The 16,558-nt window shown below is 71.2% G+C and carries 11 protein-coding genes; 3 read left to right on the forward strand and 8 right to left on the reverse strand.

Features of this window, described 5'->3' with window-relative positions:
• Nucleotides 1-2 precede the first annotated feature (2 nt).
• From iolD to iolC, 4 genes are read right to left on the reverse strand one after another with little or no spacing between them, the layout of a single operon-like run.
• Entirely contained in the window at nt 3-1,874 is a 1,872-nt protein-coding gene (iolD, locus tag AB0A65_RS14905; RefSeq protein WP_359951469.1) for a 3D-(3,5/4)-trihydroxycyclohexane-1,2-dione acylhydrolase (decyclizing), read from the reverse strand.
• On the reverse strand, nt 1,871-2,695 hold the full coding sequence (iolB, locus tag AB0A65_RS14910; RefSeq protein WP_359951471.1) for a 5-deoxy-glucuronate isomerase: 825 nt from the start codon (nt 2,693-2,695) through the stop codon (nt 1,871-1,873). The genes iolD and iolB overlap by 4 nt, the downstream gene beginning before the upstream one ends.
• Nucleotides 2,692-3,564, reverse strand: a complete 873-nt coding sequence (locus tag AB0A65_RS14915) for an aldolase (RefSeq protein ID WP_359951473.1) — start codon at nt 3,562-3,564, stop codon at nt 2,692-2,694. Before AB0A65_RS14915 ends, iolB begins: the two co-directional genes overlap by 4 nt.
• Nucleotides 3,554-4,567, reverse strand: a complete 1,014-nt coding sequence (iolC, locus tag AB0A65_RS14920) for a 5-dehydro-2-deoxygluconokinase (protein WP_359951475.1) — start codon at nt 4,565-4,567, stop codon at nt 3,554-3,556. The genes AB0A65_RS14915 and iolC overlap by 11 nt, the downstream gene beginning before the upstream one ends.
• Before the next feature lie 168 nt (nt 4,568-4,735).
• On the opposite strand from iolC, the gene AB0A65_RS14925 reads away from it, so the two are divergent.
• Together AB0A65_RS14925 and AB0A65_RS14930 are read left to right on the forward strand one after the other, a co-directional pair.
• Nucleotides 4,736-5,788 (forward strand): LacI family DNA-binding transcriptional regulator, encoded by a 1,053-nt coding sequence (locus tag AB0A65_RS14925; protein WP_359951477.1) that lies wholly within the window; start codon nt 4,736-4,738, stop codon nt 5,786-5,788.
• Between the two features lie 178 nt (nt 5,789-5,966).
• Nucleotides 5,967-8,561 carry a glycoside hydrolase family 9 protein gene (locus AB0A65_RS14930; protein ID WP_359951479.1) on the forward strand — a complete coding sequence of 865 codons (2,595 nt, stop codon included), beginning with the start codon at nt 5,967-5,969 and terminating at the stop codon, nt 8,559-8,561.
• A 160-nt stretch (nt 8,562-8,721) separates the two neighbouring features.
• On the opposite strand, the gene AB0A65_RS14935 is transcribed toward AB0A65_RS14930, so the two are convergent.
• The 4 genes from AB0A65_RS14935 to gsmA form a co-directional block, all read right to left on the reverse strand.
• Entirely contained in the window at nt 8,722-9,114 is a 393-nt protein-coding gene (locus tag AB0A65_RS14935) for a hypothetical protein (protein ID WP_359951481.1), read from the reverse strand.
• A gap of 218 nt (nt 9,115-9,332) precedes the next feature.
• Nucleotides 9,333-9,926 carry a prepilin peptidase gene (locus tag AB0A65_RS14940; protein WP_359951483.1) on the reverse strand — a complete coding sequence of 198 codons (594 nt, stop codon included), beginning with the start codon at nt 9,924-9,926 and terminating at the stop codon, nt 9,333-9,335.
• A gap of 362 nt (nt 9,927-10,288) precedes the next feature.
• Nucleotides 10,289-13,189: an excinuclease ABC subunit UvrA gene (gene uvrA, locus AB0A65_RS14945; RefSeq protein WP_359951610.1), complete on the reverse strand. Its 2,901-nt coding sequence runs from the start codon at nt 13,187-13,189 to the stop codon at nt 10,289-10,291.
• Between the two features lie 254 nt (nt 13,190-13,443).
• On the reverse strand, nt 13,444-14,505 hold the full coding sequence (gene gsmA, locus AB0A65_RS14950) for a sporangiospore maturation cell wall hydrolase GsmA (RefSeq protein WP_359951485.1): 1,062 nt from the start codon (nt 14,503-14,505) through the stop codon (nt 13,444-13,446).
• Nucleotides 14,506-14,682: 177 nt separating this feature from the next.
• On the opposite strand from gsmA, the gene typA reads away from it, so the two are divergent.
• The gene (gene typA, locus AB0A65_RS14955) at nt 14,683-16,551 is read left to right on the forward strand and encodes a translational GTPase TypA (protein WP_359951487.1); all 1,869 of its coding nucleotides are present in this window, start codon (nt 14,683-14,685) and stop codon (nt 16,549-16,551) included.
• The last annotated feature ends 7 nt before the right edge of the window (nt 16,552-16,558 follow it).

Genomic DNA, 16,558 nt, shown 5'->3' on the forward strand with positions numbered 1-16,558 from the left:
CCTCAGAGGTAGTGGCGCTGGGCGCGCCGATTGTCGATGTAGGCGTCGAAGGCCGCGCGCGTCGAGTCCAGTTCGGACACCTCGCTGACGGGCACGTCCCACCAGGCGCTCTGCGGCAGGCCCGGCGAGTGGAGGTCGGTCTCGACATGGACCACAATGGTTCCGGTGGCGGCCTTCGCGGTCGCCAAGGCGGCCTTGAACTCCTCCAGGCTGCTCGCGGTGAGCACGTTCGCGCCGAGGCTGGCGGCGTTCGCGGCCAGGTCGACCGGGAGCACGTCCCCGTCGAGGAGCCCGGACTCGGCGTCCCGGTACCGGTACTTCGTGCCGAAGCGCTGGGAGCCCAGGGACTCCGAGAGCGCGCCGATCGAGGCGAAACCGTGGTTCTGGACGATCACGATGACGACCTTCAGGCCCTCGGAGACCAGCGTCGGGATCTCCGAGGCGAGCATCAGGTACGAGCCGTCGCCGACGAGCACGTACACGTCCCGGACCGGGTCGGCGAGCTTGCAGCCGAGCCCGGCCGCGATCTCGTAGCCCATGCAGGAGTAGCCGTACTCCACGTGGTACTGCTTCGGGTCCCTTGAGCGCCACATCATCTGGAGGTCGCCGGGCATCGACCCGGCGGCGTTGACCACCACGTCGCGCTCGCCCATCGCGTCGTTGAGCGCCCCCAAGATCTCGGTCTGCGCGGGCAGCGGCTCGTGCCCCAGGTCCTTGGCGCGGTCGATGACGCCCTGCCACTCGGCCGCGAGGCCCTGCGCGCGGGCGGTCCAGGCCGCGTCGGCCCGCCACTCCCCCAGGCCGCGGCCGAGCGCGTCGATCCCGGCGCGGGCGTCGGCCACGAGCATGGACGCACTGTGCTTGGCGGCGTCGAGGGCCGCCACGTTCAGGTTCACGAACCGCGCGTCCCCGAACACGGTGTGACTCGCGGTCGTGAAGTCCGAGTAGCGGGTCCCGATGCCGAGCACCACGTCCGCCTCGGCCGCGAGGAGGTTCGCGGCCCGCGAACCGGTGGAGCCGAGCGCGCCCACGGCCTGCGGGTGGTCCCACTGGACCGAGCCGCGCCCGGCGTGGGTCTCGGCGACCGGGACGCCGTGCGCGGCAGCGAAGGCCCGCAGCTCCTCGGTGGCCCGCGAGTAGACGACCCCGCCTCCGGCGACGATGAGCGGTCGCTGCGCCTGACGCAGGACCGCAAGGGCCGCTTCGAGTTCGGCGGCGTCGGGTTCGGGACGGCGCACGGTCCAGACGCGCTCGCGGAAGAACTCCGCGGGCCAGTCGTGGGCCTCGGCCTGCACGTCCTGCGGGAGGCAGAGCGTGACGGCGCCGGTCTCGACCGGGTCGGTGAGGACCCGCATCGCCGCCAGCGCGGACGGGATCAGCTGCTCGGGGCGCCAGACGCGGTCGAAGTACTTGGAGACGGGCCGGAACGCGTCGTTCACGGACACGTCGCCCGCGCGGGGGTCCTCCAGCTGCTGGAGCACGGGGTCGGGCGCGCGGCTCGCGAAGATGTCGGAGGGCAGGAGTAGAACTGGGAGCCGGTTGACCGTGGCGAGCGCGGCGCCGGTGACCATGTTGGTGGAGCCCGGACCGATGGAGGCGGTGCAGGCGTAGGTGGAGAGGCGGTCGGTGGCCTTCGCATATGCGGCGGCGGCGTGGACCATGGCCTGCTCGTTCCTGGCGAGCAAGTAGGGCATGTCGGCTTCGCCGGTGCGGGCGGCCTGGAGGAGGGCCTGGCCGAGTCCGGCGACGTTGCCGTGACCGAAGATGCCGAACGTGCCGTTGACGAGTCGGCGGCGCTCAGTGTCGCGCTCGGTCCACTGGTTGGCGAGGAAGCGGACGAGGGCCTGCGCGGTGGTGAGGCGGACGGTGCTCATCGGTCGGTCTCCCAGGTCGTGCGGATCCAGGCGTGGGCGGGGTCGTCGGTGATGCGCCAGGCGCGCTCGGGGCCGGGTCCGGCCATGACGTTGAGGTAGAACAGGTCGTAGCCGGGGGCGGCGGCGCTGGGGCCGTGCCAGCCGTGCGGGACCAGGACCACGTCGCCGGAGCGGACCTCGGCGTTGACGTCGATGGGGCGCTCGGGGGTGCCGTAGACGCGGTGGAACGCGAAGCCTTCGGGGCGGTCGATCTCGAAGTAGTAGACCTCTTCGAGCACGGATTCGCCGTCGCGGTCCTCGTCGTGCTTGTGCGGCGGGTAGGAGGACCAGTTCCCGCCGGGGGTGACGACCTCGCAGACCAGGAGCCGGTCGGCGTCGAAGGTGCCGGGGAGGCAGTAGTTGCGCACCTGGCGGGCGCAGGTCCCGGCGCCGCGGTCCTCGACGGGGACGGCGTCGGCGGTGCCGTACCGGAACGGGAGGCGCTGCTCGCAGACCGCGGAGGTGAGCGCGAAGCGGCCGCCGGTGAGGGTGGTGACGGTGGCGGCGGCGTCGCGGGGGACGTACGCGAAGTCGGTGGCGGCGGCGAAGACGTCGGGGCGGCCGCGGAGGGCGAGGGCGTAGCCGTCGCAGGCGACCTCGCAGGAGCCGGAGAGCGGGAGCACGAGGTGCTCGGCGTCCCCGGTGGTGAAGGTATGGGACGCACCGGGTTCGAGTTCGAGGATCTTGAGGCCGGAGTAGGTCCAGCCGGCGGACTCGGGGGTGACGACGGTGTCGTAGAGGCCGTCCTCGGTGGAGCGGGCGGGCAGGTGGTATCGGTTCACAGCAGGTCCACCACTTTCCGGACGGCCGCGGCGACGTTGCCGTCGGCCGGGTAGAGGAGGGATCGTCCCACGGTCAGGCCGATCGCGTTCGGTGCTTCGAGGGCTTGCGCCCACTTGTCGCGCTGGGCGTCGAGGTCGGCGACCTCGCCGCCGAGGAGCACGACGGGGAGGGTGGTCGCGGCGGCGACGCGGGCGGGGTCGGGGGCGGTGGGGAGTTTGAGCCAGGTGCGGGCGGTGGTGGTGCCGAGCCCGGAGGCGATGGCGACGGACCGGACGACCGCTTCGGTGGAGAGGTCGTTGACGGTCTTGCCGTCGCGCTTCGTGGAGATGAAGGGCTCGACCATGGCGATGAGGCCGCGGTCGGCGAGGTCGTCGATCGCGTGCGCTGTGGCTTCCAGGACTGCGGGCGTGGCGGGGTCGGCGAAGTCGATGCGGGTGAGGGTCTTGCCGCCGTCGAAGCCGAGGCGCGCGATCCCGGCGGCGGTCATGCCGGTGAAGCGGTCGTCGATCTCCCAGGCGGCCCCGGCGAGGCCGCCGCGGTTCATGGACCCGAAGACGCTCTTGCCTTCCAAGGCGCCCAAGAGGAGCAGGTCTTCGAGGATGTCGGCGGTGCCGAGGACGCCGGTGCAGCCGGGGTCGGCGAGGGCGGTGCGGAGGCGGTCGAGGAGGTCGGCGCGGTCGGCCATGGCGAGGGGGTCGCCGCCGGTGCCGAGGGCGCCGCGGGCGGGGTGGTCGGCGGCGATGACGAAGCACTTGCCGGAGGGCCCGACGGGGCTCGCGGCGCGGGTGCGCGCGGCGGCGGCCTCGGCGACGGCGTCCGGCCGCTCGACGCGGGTGCGGGTGAGGCGGGCGAGTTCGTCAGCGCGCATCGGTGCCGCTTTCAACCGCTGCCTCTGCGAGCTTGGCGTCCACTTCGGCGGCGGTGGGCATGGCGGAGGAGCAGGCGAGGCGGCCCGCGACGATCGCTCCGGCGGCGTTGGCGCGGGCGATCACGGTCTCCAGCGGGAGGCCGGAGAGGAGCCCGTCCACGAGGGCCCCGCCGAACGCGTCCCCGGCGCCGAGGCCGTTGACGACCTCGACGGGCGCGGGCGGGAGCTCGACCTCGCCGGAGTCGTCCACGGCGAGCACGCCCCTCGGGCCCTGCTTGACGACGGCGAGCTTGACGCCCTTGTCGCGCAGGCGCTTCGCGGCCTCGCGGGGGTCGCGGGTGCCGACGGCGACCTCCACCTCATCGAGGTTCCCGACCGCGACGTCGGCGAATTCAAGCGCCCTCTCCACCCACCGCCGCCCTTCATCCGGGCTGTCCCAGAACATCGGCCGCCAGTCCAGGTCGAGGACGGTGAAGCGGCAGGGGCGGCTGGCTTCGAGGGCCGCGAGAGTGGCGGTGCGGCTCGGCTCGGCGCACAGGCCGGTGACAGTGGCCCAGAAGACGTCCGCAGAAGCTATGGCAGCGAGGTCGAGGTCCTCGGTCGTGACGTTCAGGTCGGGGGCCTTGGGGAAGCGGTAGAAGTACAGCGGGAAGTCGTCGGGCGGGAAGACCTCGCAGAACGTGATCGGCGTGGGGTTGGCCGGGTCGGTCCCCACGAAGCGGTCGTCGACCCCGAACTCCCCCAGGGCCTTGCGCACGTACGCCCCGAACGGGTCGTCGCCGACCTTCGCGACGACGGCGGCGCGGCGCCCGTACCTGGCGGCCGCGACGGCCACGTTCGTCGGGGAGCCGCCGAGGTACTTGCGGAACGACTCGACCTCGGGGATGGGGACGCCGGTCTGCGCCGGGTACAGGTCGACCCCGATGCGGCCCATGGTGACGACCGCGAAGGGGCTCGGACCGGTTCGCCGCTGCGGGGCCAACGGTGCCTCCTCTGGGGGCATGGTGGGGCGGCCGCCGGGGAGGGCGGTCGGCGTTGGTACGGAAATGTCTGGTTAGCGCGCGCTACTAGAGCGCGCTAGTACGGATAGAATGGCATGCGCCACGTCACCCGGTCAAGGGGTCGCGTATGAAAAACTTCATCACGAGCAGATCGGAAGGACCACGACCCGATGACCCCCCCGAACCCGCGCAGAGGCGCCGACCGCACCCCGGCACCGCGGTCGCGCAAACCCACCATGGCGGACGTCGCCGCCGAGCTCGGCGTCTCCCGCGCCCTCGTCTCCCTGGTCTTCAGGGACCAGCCCGGCGCGAGCCCCGAGACGCGCGAGCGCGTCTTCGAGGCCGCCTCGCGCCTGGGCTACAAGCCCGACATGGCCGCGCGGCTCCTCGCCCGCGGCCGCAGCAAAGTGCTCGGCGTGCTCTTCACCGCCCGCAACCCCCACCACGTGGACCTCGTCGAGGCCATCTACCCCACCGCCGAGGAGCTCGGCTACGACCTGGTGCTCAGCGCCGCCGTCCCCAGCCGCGACGAGCACAAGGCCGTCGAGGCGCTCGTGGGCCACCGCAGCGAGGCGCTCCTGCTGTGCGGTCCCACGATCAGCGAGGAGGACATCGCCGACCTGGGCGCACGGCTCCCCGTCGTCGTCCTCGGCCGCCACCTCAAGAGCGCGCCCGTCGACATCGTGACCTCGTACGACCGGCCCGGCGCCCGCGAGGTCGTGGACCACCTCGTCGGCTTGGGCCACCGCGACATCGCGCACGTCGACGGCGGCTCGAAGCCCGGCGCGCCCGAGCGGCGCCGCGCCTACCGGGACGCGATGCGCTCCCACGGCCTCGCCGACCGCATCCGGATCATCCCCGGCAACCACACCGAGGAGGGCGGCCAGGACGCCGCGCGCGGGATGCTCGCCGACGACGCGGTGCTGCCGACCGCGGTGTTCGCCTCGAACGACCAGTGCGCGATCGGCCTGCTCGACGTGTTCACGCGGGCCGGGGTGAAGATCCCAGAGCAGGTCTCGATCGTCGGCTACGACGACTCGCACATCGCCGGGCTCAGCCACATCGACCTGACCACGGTCCGCCAGGACGTGCCGCGGCTCGCGCGACTCGCCGTCGAGGCCGCGGACGAGCAGCTCAGGGGCGTCCGAGAGCCGGGCGCAACCCTGAAACTGGAGTCGAAGCTGGTCGTGCGCGGCACGAGCGGCCCGCCGACCCAGCGCTAACCCGATCGGGTGAACGGGGTCGCGGCGAGCCGGTTCTTGTCACACCCGCGGCGGAGCATCGCCACTACGGTCCCCCGTGGTGGGTGGGGGTTGTGGACGGCTCATCCTTGACATTCACGTCCGTCAATGACAGGATGTGCGTGGAATCGCTCCCAACCCCTGCGAGGAGAGCACCCCCATGCCGCGACCCGCACGACCGATCCGATCCCGGCGCCGACACCTGGCACTCGCCGCCGCGACCGCCTTCGCGCTCGGGGCGGCCGCCGCCGCGCCCGCCGCGCAGGCGCAGGACGAACCGACCGACCTGATCACCAACGGCGACTTCGCGAACGGCACCACCGGCTGGTGGACCACCGCGAACCTCACGGGGGCCGTCGACGTCGGCGAGTGGTGCATCGACGTCCCCGGCGGCACCGCCAACGCCTGGGACGCGATCGTCGGCCAGGACGGCCTCCCGCTCGCCGCGGGCGAGTCCTACGAGCTCCAGTTCACCGCGCGGGCCTCGACGGACGTGAGCGTCCGCGCCCTCGTCCAGCGCCCCGTCGACCCGTGGCCCACGGCCATGGAGGAGTTCCCGGCGCTGGGCGCCGAGGCCCAGGACTTCAGCTACTCCTTCACCGCCGGGGCCGACTGGACCGACGCCCAGCTCGCGTTCCAGATCGGCCGCCACGCCGAGCCGTGGCAGCTCTGCCTATCGGAGGTCAAGTTGCTCACCGGTGCCGAACCGCCCGTGTACGAACCGGACACGGGCCCGCGCGTGCGGGTCAACCAGGTCGCCTACCTCCAGGACGGCCCCAAGCGGGCCACCCTCGTGACCGACGCCGAGGACGCGCTCCCCTGGCAGCTCCACGCCGCCGACGGCGCGGTCGTCGCCGAGGGCGACACGGCCCCGCACGGCGCCGAGTCCACTTCGGGCGCATCGGTCCACGTCATCGACTTCTCGGGGGTGACCGCCGCGGGCGAGGGCTTCACGATCACCGCCGACGGCGAGACGTCCTACCCGTTCGCGATCGGCGGCGACGCCTACCGCGACATGGCCGTGGACGCGATCTCGTTCTACTACCCGCAGCGCTCCGGCATCGCCATCGACGACGCCGTCGCGCCCGGGTACGGCCGCGAGGCGGGGCACGTGGACACGGCCCCGAACCAGGGCGACGGCGCCGTCCCCTGCTACGCCGGCGCGTGCGACTACACGCTGGACGTCACCGGCGGCTGGTACGACGCGGGCGACCACGGCAAGTACGTCGTCAACGGCGGCATCTCCGCCGCGCAGCTCCTGTCGGTGTACGAGCGGGCGCTCCACGCGCCCACCGGCGACACCGGGCGGCTCGCCGACGGCTCCATGCGCATCCCCGAGCACGGCGACGGCGTCCCCGACGTCCTCGACGAGGCCCGCTGGGAGGTCGAGTTCCTCATGTCCATGCAGGTCCCGGCCGGTGAGGAACTCGCTGGCATGGCGCACCACAAGATCCACGACGAGCACTGGACCGGCCTGCCGCTCCTGCCCGCCGACGACCCGCAGGCCCGCTACCTCCAGCCGCCCTCGACGGCCGCGACCCTGAACCTGGCCGCCGCGGCCGCGCAGGCGTCGCGCCTGTTCGAGCCGTACGACGCCGAGTTCGCGGGCCGGGCCCTGGAGGCCGCCGAGACCGCCTGGGCCGCAGCGCTCGCGCACCCCGACGTGTACGCGCCGGAGACCAGCCCCGACGGCGGCGGCCCCTACGGGGACTCCAAGGTCGAGGACGAGTTCTACTGGGCCGCAGCGGAGCTGTTCCTGACCACCGGCGAGAAGACCTACGAGGACTTCGTGCTCGACTCGAAGCTCCACGACGCCGACGTGTTCACCGCGGGCGGCTTCTGGTGGGCCGAGGTCGCGCAGCTCGCGAAGCTCGACCTGGCGCTCGTTCCGAACGCCCTGCCGGGCCGCGACGAGGTCGTGGCGCAGGTCGTGGCCGGGGCCGACCACTACCTGGCGGAGCAGGACGCGAGCCCGTGGGACCTCGGGTACGGGGCGGACGGGACCTTCGAGTGGGGCTCGAACAGCGTGGTGCTCAACCGGCTCGTCGTCGTCGGCACCGCGTTCGACCTCACCGGCGAGGCGCAGTACCGCGACGGCGTGGTCTCCGGCCTCGACTACGTCCTGGGCCGCAACGCCCTCGGGAACTCCTACGTCACCGGCTACGGCTCGCACTTCTCGGAGAACCAGCACAGCCGCTGGTACGCGAACCAGCTCGACCCGGCCCTGCCGAACCCGCCCGCGGGGACGCTCTCGGGCGGCCCGAACTCGATCGCGGGGACGTGGGACCCGGTGGCGCAGCGGTGGCTCACCGGCTGCGCGCCGCAGCGGTGCTACATCGACGACATCGGGTCGTGGGCCACGAACGAGCTCACGGTGAACTGGAACGCGTCGCTCGCGCAGGTCGCGAACTTCGCGGCCGACCAGTCCGGCGGGGTGCGGACCGCGCCGAGCTGCGACGTGGAGTACCGGATCAACGGCCAGTGGCCGACCGGGTTCAACGCGCAGATCCTGGTGACGAACACCGGGACGGTGCCGCTGGAGGACATCACCCTCAAGTGGACGCTGCCGACGGGCCAGTCGGTCGTCCACTCGTGGAGCGTGCGGCTCGACCAGGACGGACAGGTCGTGACGGCCACCGACGTGGCGGGCGGCAAGGCCCTCAAGCCGGGTCGGACCTTCACGTTCGGGTTCATCGGCGCCAAGGACGGGCGGCCCGCGGTCGCGCCGTCATGGGTCGGCTGCACCACCGGGTAGCCCAGGCGCCTTACTGCTTTACCGCGCCGCGACCGGGAAGGGTGAGCCCGGGGACGGCGAAAGGGGCGGCCATCGTTCGATGGCCGCCCCTCGACGTGCGTCCGGGCCGGTCGGGCCGCGGCAGTGCGTCGTTCACCGGGGCCGGTGGGCCCCGGACGGACTAGTTCGCGTGGGCCGCGAGTTCGTCGTCGGTCCAGTCGCAGACCGTGTCGACGTCGGAGACGCCGAGCAGGCCGAGGCTGGCGGCGTTGCTCCAGTCCCAGTTGAGCGCGCAGACGTTGGAGGCGACGTTGACGCCGTTCGGGTTCTGGTCCCACCCGTTGCACAGGCTGGTCACGTCGCTCTTGCCGACGTTGAGCAGGCTGAGGACGTCGCCGCTCCAGTTGCCGACGCAGAGGTTCGACAGGAAGTTCACGCCTCCCCAGTCGTCCGGGTCGTAGTGGCCGCCTTCGGACGGGCCGGCCGCGAACGCCGGTGCGGCGGCTCCGGCGGCGAGGGCTGCGGCGGCGCCTGCCGCGATGGCGGATTTGGCGATGAAACGAATCACTGTCACCTCTCAGTACTCGGTGTCTCGTGTGACCCTTTGATGCCAGGTCGGCCATGAATATAACTACGGCACCGGCCATGCAAAGCCGAATCGAGAAAACCGCGCAACGATCGGGTGACGGCTGGAATTTCGGGAGCGTCTCCACAAATCGGACCCCTGGGGACCCCCCATTTTCAATCCTGCCCCACGGGTACGACATTTCTCCGCCCGAACCTAACTCGCATTCAGGAAGCGGCGAGCGGGCCTACGGCGAGTGCGGCCGCGGCCCCGAGGAGGATCGCAGGGCCGTACGGGAAGTCCTTGCGGCCCATGGCGATCACCACCGCCGCTTGTCCCCCGCCGATGCACGCGGTGGCCGCGAGCGCGACCGCGGCGGTGCGCCAGTCCTCCCACGCGAGCACCAGCCCGAGCAGCCCGGCGAGCTTCACGTCCCCGAACCCGGCCTGCCCGGCGGCGCAGGCGATCCCGAACAGCCCCATCGCCACCGCGGCGATGACGGCGGCCCGCAGCAGCCGGTCGCCGCCGCCCGCGGCGACGAGCAGCGCGGCGACCGCCGGGTACAGCGGCAGGATGAGCACATCGGGCAGCCGCTTCTCGTAGGCGTCGATCCACCCGGCCGCGATCCCGGCCGCACCCACAAGGGACAGCGCCATGAGATGCAGCGGTCCCTCACCGCGCCAGGCGATCAGCACCGCAGCCCCGACAGCGACCGCCGCAACCAGCCACCACGCGGGCCGCCGCTCCGTCGCGACCACGACCGCCCGCCGCACCCCCGGAACCACGAACATCGCGACCACGACCGCCCCGGCGTACAACATCCCCCGATGCTCGCACTCCGCCTGCCCCACAACCCGCAACGACCCGCCGCCGAGCGCCGCTTCGCAGCGCTCGGCGCTCGGCGCTCGGCGCTCGGCGCTCGGCGCTCGGCGCTCGGCGCTCGGCGCTCGGCGACGGATTGTCGTACCCCGATGCCATCGTTGAATCCGGGGGCGGCCGAGAACCGACACGCCCGAGCGCGTGATCCGGTTGGGGCCCACCGATGTCGGACCCCTGTGGGATCGTTGAAGACGGGGGCGACGGCGAAGCGACACGCCCGAGCCCCGGATTGGGACCAACCTCCCGACGGCCCAATGCATGAGGGGCGCGGCCTGGCGGCCGCGCCCCTCATGTCGAGCCGGTGCTACTTCCTGGTGCGGCCGTTGCCGGTCTTGGCGCGCCTCGCGGCGGCGCCCGTGCCGTTGCCCTTGCCTTCGAGGCCGAGGAGCGGGCGCAGGTACTCGCCGGTGTGGCTCGCCGCGATCGCGGCGATCTCCTCCGGGGTGCCGGTGGCGACGAGGGTGCCGCCCTTGTCGCCGCCCTCCGGGCCGAGGTCGATGACCCAGTCGGAGCACTTGATGACTTCAAGGTTGTGCTCGATCGTGATGACCGTGTTGCCCTTGTCCACCAGGCCGTCGAGGACCCCGAGGAGCTTGCGCACGTCCTCGAAGTGCAGGCCGGTGGTCGGCTCGTCGAGGATGTAGACGGTCTTGCCGGTCGAGCGCTTCTGGAGCTCGGAGGCGAGCTTCACGCGCTGGGCCTCGCCGCCCGACAGGGTCGGGGCCGGCTGGCCGAGGCGCACGTAGCCGAGGCCGACGTCCACGAGGGTCTTCAGGTGCCGGTGGATCGACTGGATCGGCTCGAAGAAATCGGCCGCCTCCTCGATCGGCATGTCGAGGACGTCGGAGATGGTCTTGCCGCGGTAGTGGACCTTGAGCGTGTCGCGGTTGTACCGGGCCCCGCTGCACTCCTCGCACGGGACGTACACGTCCGGCAGGAAGTTCATCTCGATCTTCAGGGTCCCGTCGCCGCCGCACGCCTCGCAGCGCCCGCCCTTGACGTTGAAGGAGAACCGGCCCGGGCCCCAGCCGCGGACCTTCGCCTCCGGGGTGCCCGCGAAGAGCTTGCGGACCTTGTCGAACACGCCCGTGTAGGTCGCCGGGTTCGAGCGCGGCGTGCGCCCGATCGGCGACTGGTCGACGCCCACGACCTTGTCGACCCCGTCGAGGCCCGTGATCGTGCGGTGCTTGCCCGCGACCAGCTTGGCGCCGTTGATCTCCGAGGCGAGCGTGTTGTAGAGGATCTCGTTGACGAGCGTGGACTTGCCCGAGCCGGACACGCCGGTCACCGAGACCATGCAGCCCATCGGGAACGCCACGTCGATGCCCTTGAGGTTGTTCCCCGTGGCGCCCTTGACGACGAGTTCGCGGCTCGGGTCGAGCTTGCGGCGCTGCTCCGGGACCGGGATGCTGCGGCGGCCCGCCACGTAGTCGCCGGTGATCGAGCCCTCGGCGTCAGTGAGGCCCGCGACCGGACCGGAGTAGATGACCGCGCCGCCGTGCTCGCCGGCGCCGGGGCCGATGTCGACGATGTGGTCGGCGATGCGGATCGTGTCCTCGTCGTGCTCCACGACGATGAGCGTGTTCCCCAGGTCGCGCAGGCGCTCCAGCGTGGCGATGAGCCGGTTGTTGTCGCGCTGGTGCAGGCCGATCGAGGGCTCGTCGAGCACGTACAGGACGCCCACGAGGCCCGCGCCGATCTGCGTGGCGAGGCGGATGCGCTGGGCCTCGCCGCCCGAGAGGCTCCCGGCGGCGCGGGCGAGGGTGAGGTAGTCGAGGCCGACGTCGAGCAGGAAGCGGAGGCGGGCCGTGACCTCCTTGACGATCGGCGCGGCGATCATCGTGTCGCGGTCGGAGAGCTTGAGCGCGTTGAAGAACGAGGAGCAGTCGTTGATCGAGAGGGTGCAGACCTCGTGGATCGACAGGCCCTCGACGGTGACCGCCAGGATCTCCGGCTTCAGGCGCGTGCCCTCGCAGGTCGAGCACGGGATCTCCCGCATGAACAGCTCGTACTTCTCGCGCGTCCACTCCGAGTCGGTCTCGTGGTGGCGCCGCTCGACCCACGGGACGACGCCCTCGAAGCGGGTCTCGTAGGAGCGGCGCTGCCCGCGCTTGTTGCGGTAGGCGACCTGGAGGGTCTCGTCGAACCCGTAGAGGACGGCCTTCTGCGCGTGGCTCGGCAGGTCGGCCCAGGGGGTGTCCACGTCGAAGCCGACGGCCTCGCCGAGGGACACGATCTGGTACAGGAAGTAGTCGCCCATACCGACCGAGGACCACGGCGCCAGCGCGCCGTCGCGGATGGTGGCCTCCTGGTCGCGGATGACCAGCTCCGGGTCGACCTCCTTGCGGACGCCGAGGCCGTGGCAGACCGGGCAGGCGCCGAACGGGGCGTTGAAGGAGAACGTGCGCGGCTCCAGCTCGTCGAGCTGGAGCGGGTGGTCGTTGGGGCAGGCGAGCTTCTCGGAGAAGCGGCGGGTGCGGGCCGGGTCGCCTTCGGGGACGTCGACGAAGTCGAGTTCGACGACGCCGTCGGCGAGGCCGAGCGCGGACTCGACGGAGTCGGTGACGCGCTGCACGGAGGAGGGCTTGACGGAGAGTCGGTCGATGACCACGTCGATGTCGTGCTTCTCCTGCTTCTTGAGCTTGGGCACGTCGGTGAGGGCGTAGACCTCGCCGTCGACGCGGGCGCGGGCGTAGCCCTGCTGCTGGAGGTCGGCGAACAGGTCGACGAACTCGCCCTTGCGCTTGCGGACGACGGGGGCGAGGACCTGGAAGCGGGTGCCCTCCTCCATCGCCATGATCTGGTCAGTGATCTGCTGCGGCGACTGGCGGCCGATCTCCTCGCCGCACTGCGGGCAGTGGGGGACGCCGACGCGGGCGTAGAGGAGGCGCAGGTAGTCGTAGATCTCGGTGATGGTGCCGACGGTGGAGCGCGGGTTGCGCGAGGTGGACTTCTGGTCGATGGAGACGGCCGGTGAGAGGCCCTCGATGAAGTCGACGTCGGGCTTGTCCATCTGGCCGAGGAACTGGCGGGCGTAGGCCGAGAGCGATTCGACGTAGCGGCGCTGGCCCTCCGCGAAGATCGTGTCGAACGCGAGGGAGGACTTCCCGGAGCCGGAGAGGCCGGTGAAGACGATCAGCGAGTCGCGCGGGAGGTCGAGGTCGACGTCCTTGAGATTGTGCTCGCGCGCGCCGCGGACGACGATCGTGCCTGCTGAGTGCTGTTTCGGTTCGGTCGGTGAGTGCTCGTTGGCCACGTTGGGAATCTAACCTTCGGGTCCGACAGTTCTGGGAGGCCCGCTGTACGAAAAAGCGCCGGGGTGGCCCCGGCGGCGGGCCGCCTGTCGAGGTTACCTCGCTCGGAGCTGGGGTTCGATCCCCGAGTGTGAGCTTTCACTCATCCTTCACCGCCAAGAAAAACGGGCGGGGGCTGTCGCCCCGGCCCGTTCAGGTTCACTCGTCAGTCGTACTTGTACAGGTCGTAGTCGTCCATGATCCCGATGAGCTTCTCGGCGTACTTCGGGTCGGTGGCGTACCCGGCCTTGTGGATCTCGGTGGCGAAGCGTTTGGCGTCGTCGGCGTGGTCCATGGCGGTGGCGTAGCGCGACCAGTTGGAGAGCAGGTCGCCGTGGTCCTGGAACGAGTCCTCGACGGAGGCGTAGGCGCGGAAGGTCGCGTCCATGTCGAAGCAGCCGCCGGTGGGGCTGCACTCGAAGGTGGCGTAGTCGCGGCAGCCGAGGGCGTGGTCGCCGGGCGAGCCGAAGCACTTCATGCCGAACAGGTTGTGGTCCTCGCGGGCGAGCGCGCCCTTGCCCCAGCCGGTCTCCAGGATGGCCTGGGCGAGGGTGACGGAGGCGGGGACGCCGGTCTCGCGGTCGCTGGCCTGGGCGGCGGCGGCGTGGGCGTCGATGAAGCCCTGGTTGCCGCCGCGCGGGACGGCGGGCGGGTCCTGGCCGCACCAGGGGAGCCAGGGGAGGCCGGCGCTCCATTTGATGTAGGCGGCGCTGAGGTAGCGCTTGTCGCCGATCTTGTACCAGACACCGGACTTCCCGGCGGTGCCGTCGACCTGCTGGCCCCAGACCTGGCATTGGACGAGGACGCTGGCGCCGTTGGCGAGGCCGCCCTGGCGTCCGGCGGTGGAGGAGGCCGCGGCGCGGACGTTGAGCTCGCCGCCGCCGGTGGTGACGGTGGAGGAGGTGGGCGCCTTGGTCTTGGCGGCGCACCAGGGGACGTCCTGCGAGGGCGACCAGGTGACGTAGCCGTTGGAGATCCAGCGGTCGGTGCCGATGCGCAGCCAGGTGGAGGAGGTGCGCACGTGTCCGGCGATCTGCTCGCCCCGGGTCTTGCAGTAGACCTCGGGGTTGGCGCCCTTGGCGAGGGTGGCGACCGCTTTCTGGTCGGTGGCGGGTCCGGATCGCACGTTGATCGTGCCGGAGGTCGTCGAGACGATCGCGCCGGTGATCTTGGCGTAGCCGGGGAGCGCGCCGACGAGGATCGCTCCGGCGGCGAGTGCGAGAACCATAACGAATCGGATGGATATATGGATTGCGCCCATAGCACGACAGTGTATGAATGGGCGGACGATCTGTCATGGAAAGCATCAATGTGAGCAGTACTCTCAGGCGTGGCGGGGGCGGGGTGTCCGCGATCACCTGGGTTGACGCCAGGTGGACGGGCTCACTGAGCGACAATTGTCGTCGTGTCTACACGCTCTGACTTGCGAAACATCGCCATCGTCGCCCACGTCGACCACGGCAAGACCACCCTCGTCGACGCCATGCTGAAGCAGGCCGGCGCCTTCCGCGAGGGCGCGGCCGTCGACGACCGCGTCATGGACTCCGGTGACCTTGAACGCGAGAAGGGCATCACGATCCTCGCGAAGAACACCGCGGTCCACTACGCCAACCCCGCCGACGGCTCCGAGATGATCATCAACATCATCGACACGCCCGGCCACGCCGACTTCGGCGGCGAGGTCGAGCGCGGCCTGTCCATGGTGGACGCGGTGGTCCTGCTGGTCGACGCCTCCGAGGGCCCGCTGCCCCAGACCCGCTTCGTGCTGCGCAAGGCCCTGACCGCCCGCCTGCCGGTCATCCTGTGCATCAACAAGACCGACCGTCCCGACGCCCGCATCGACGAGGTCGTCAACGAGACGTACGACCTCTTCCTCGACCTGGACGCGGACGAGGACCAGATCGAGTTCCCGATCGTCTACGCCTGCGCGCGCGACGGCGTCGCCTCGCTGAACAAGCCGAAGGACGGGACGGTCCCGGAGGACTCCGACAGCCTGAAGCCGTTCTTCGACACGATCATCGAGCACGTCCCGGCCCCGGAGTACACCGACGGCGCGCCGCTCCAGGCGCACGTGACGAACCTCGACGCCGACAACTTCCTCGGCCGCATCGCGCTGTGCCGCGTGGAGGAGGGCGAGCTGCGCAAGGGCCAGACCGTCACGTGGATCAAGCGCGACGGGACCCAGCAGAACGTCCGCATCACCGAGCTGCTCATGACCGAGGCGCTCACCCGCAAGCCCGCCGAGAAGGCGGGCCCCGGCGACATCTGCGCGATCGCGGGCATCCCCGACATCATGATCGGCGAGACCCTCGCCGACCCGGAGAACCCGGTCGCGCTGCCGCTCATCACCGTCGACGAGCCGGCGATCTCGATGACCATCGGCACGAACACCTCGCCGCTGGTCGGCAAGGGCGGCAAGGGCCACAAGGTCACCGCCCGCCAGGTGAAGGACCGCCTCGACCGCGAACTGGTCGGCAACGTCTCGCTCCGGGTCCTGCCGACCGAGCGGCCGGACGCCTGGGAGGTGCAGGGCCGCGGCGAGCTGGCCCTGGCGATCCTGGTCGAGCAGATGCGCCGCGAGGGCTTCGAGCTCACCGTCGGCAAGCCCGAGGTGGTCACGAAGCAGGTCGACGGCAAGACCCACGAGCCGGTCGAGCGCATGACCATCGACTCCCCCGAGGAGCACCTGGGCGCGATCACGCAGCTCATGGCGACCCGCAAGGGCCGCATGGAGACCATGACGAACCACGGTTCGGGCTGGGTCCGCATGGAGTGGCTGGTGCCCTCCCGCGGCCTCATCGGGTTCCGCACCGAGTTCCTGACGCAGACCCGCGGCACGGGCATCGCGCACTCGATCTACGAGAAGCACGAGCCGTGGTTCGGCGAGCTGCGCACCCGCAACAACGGCTCGCTGGTGGCCGACCGGGCCGGGGCGATCACCGCGTTCGCGATGATTAACCTCCAGGAGCGCGGCGTCCTGTTCTACGGGCCGACCACCGAGGTGTACGAGGGCATGATCGTCGGCGAGAACTCGCGCTCCGACGACATGGACGTCAACATCACCAAGGAGAAGAAGCTCACCAACATGCGCGCCGCCGCGGCCGACTCCACGGAGAACGTGGTGCCGCCGCGCCTGCTGTCGCTGGAGCAGTCCCTGGAGTTCTGCCGCGACGACGAGTGCGTGGAGGTCACGCCCGAGACCGTGCGCATCCGCAAGGTCGTGCTGGACCAGAAGGAGCGCGGGCGCACCGCCTCCAAGAACAAGCACAAGTAAGCGCCGC

It is taken from the genome of Glycomyces sp. NPDC047010 (assembly GCF_040644205.1).
In the GTDB taxonomy this organism is placed as follows: Bacteria; Actinomycetota; Actinomycetes; order Mycobacteriales; family Micromonosporaceae; genus Glycomyces.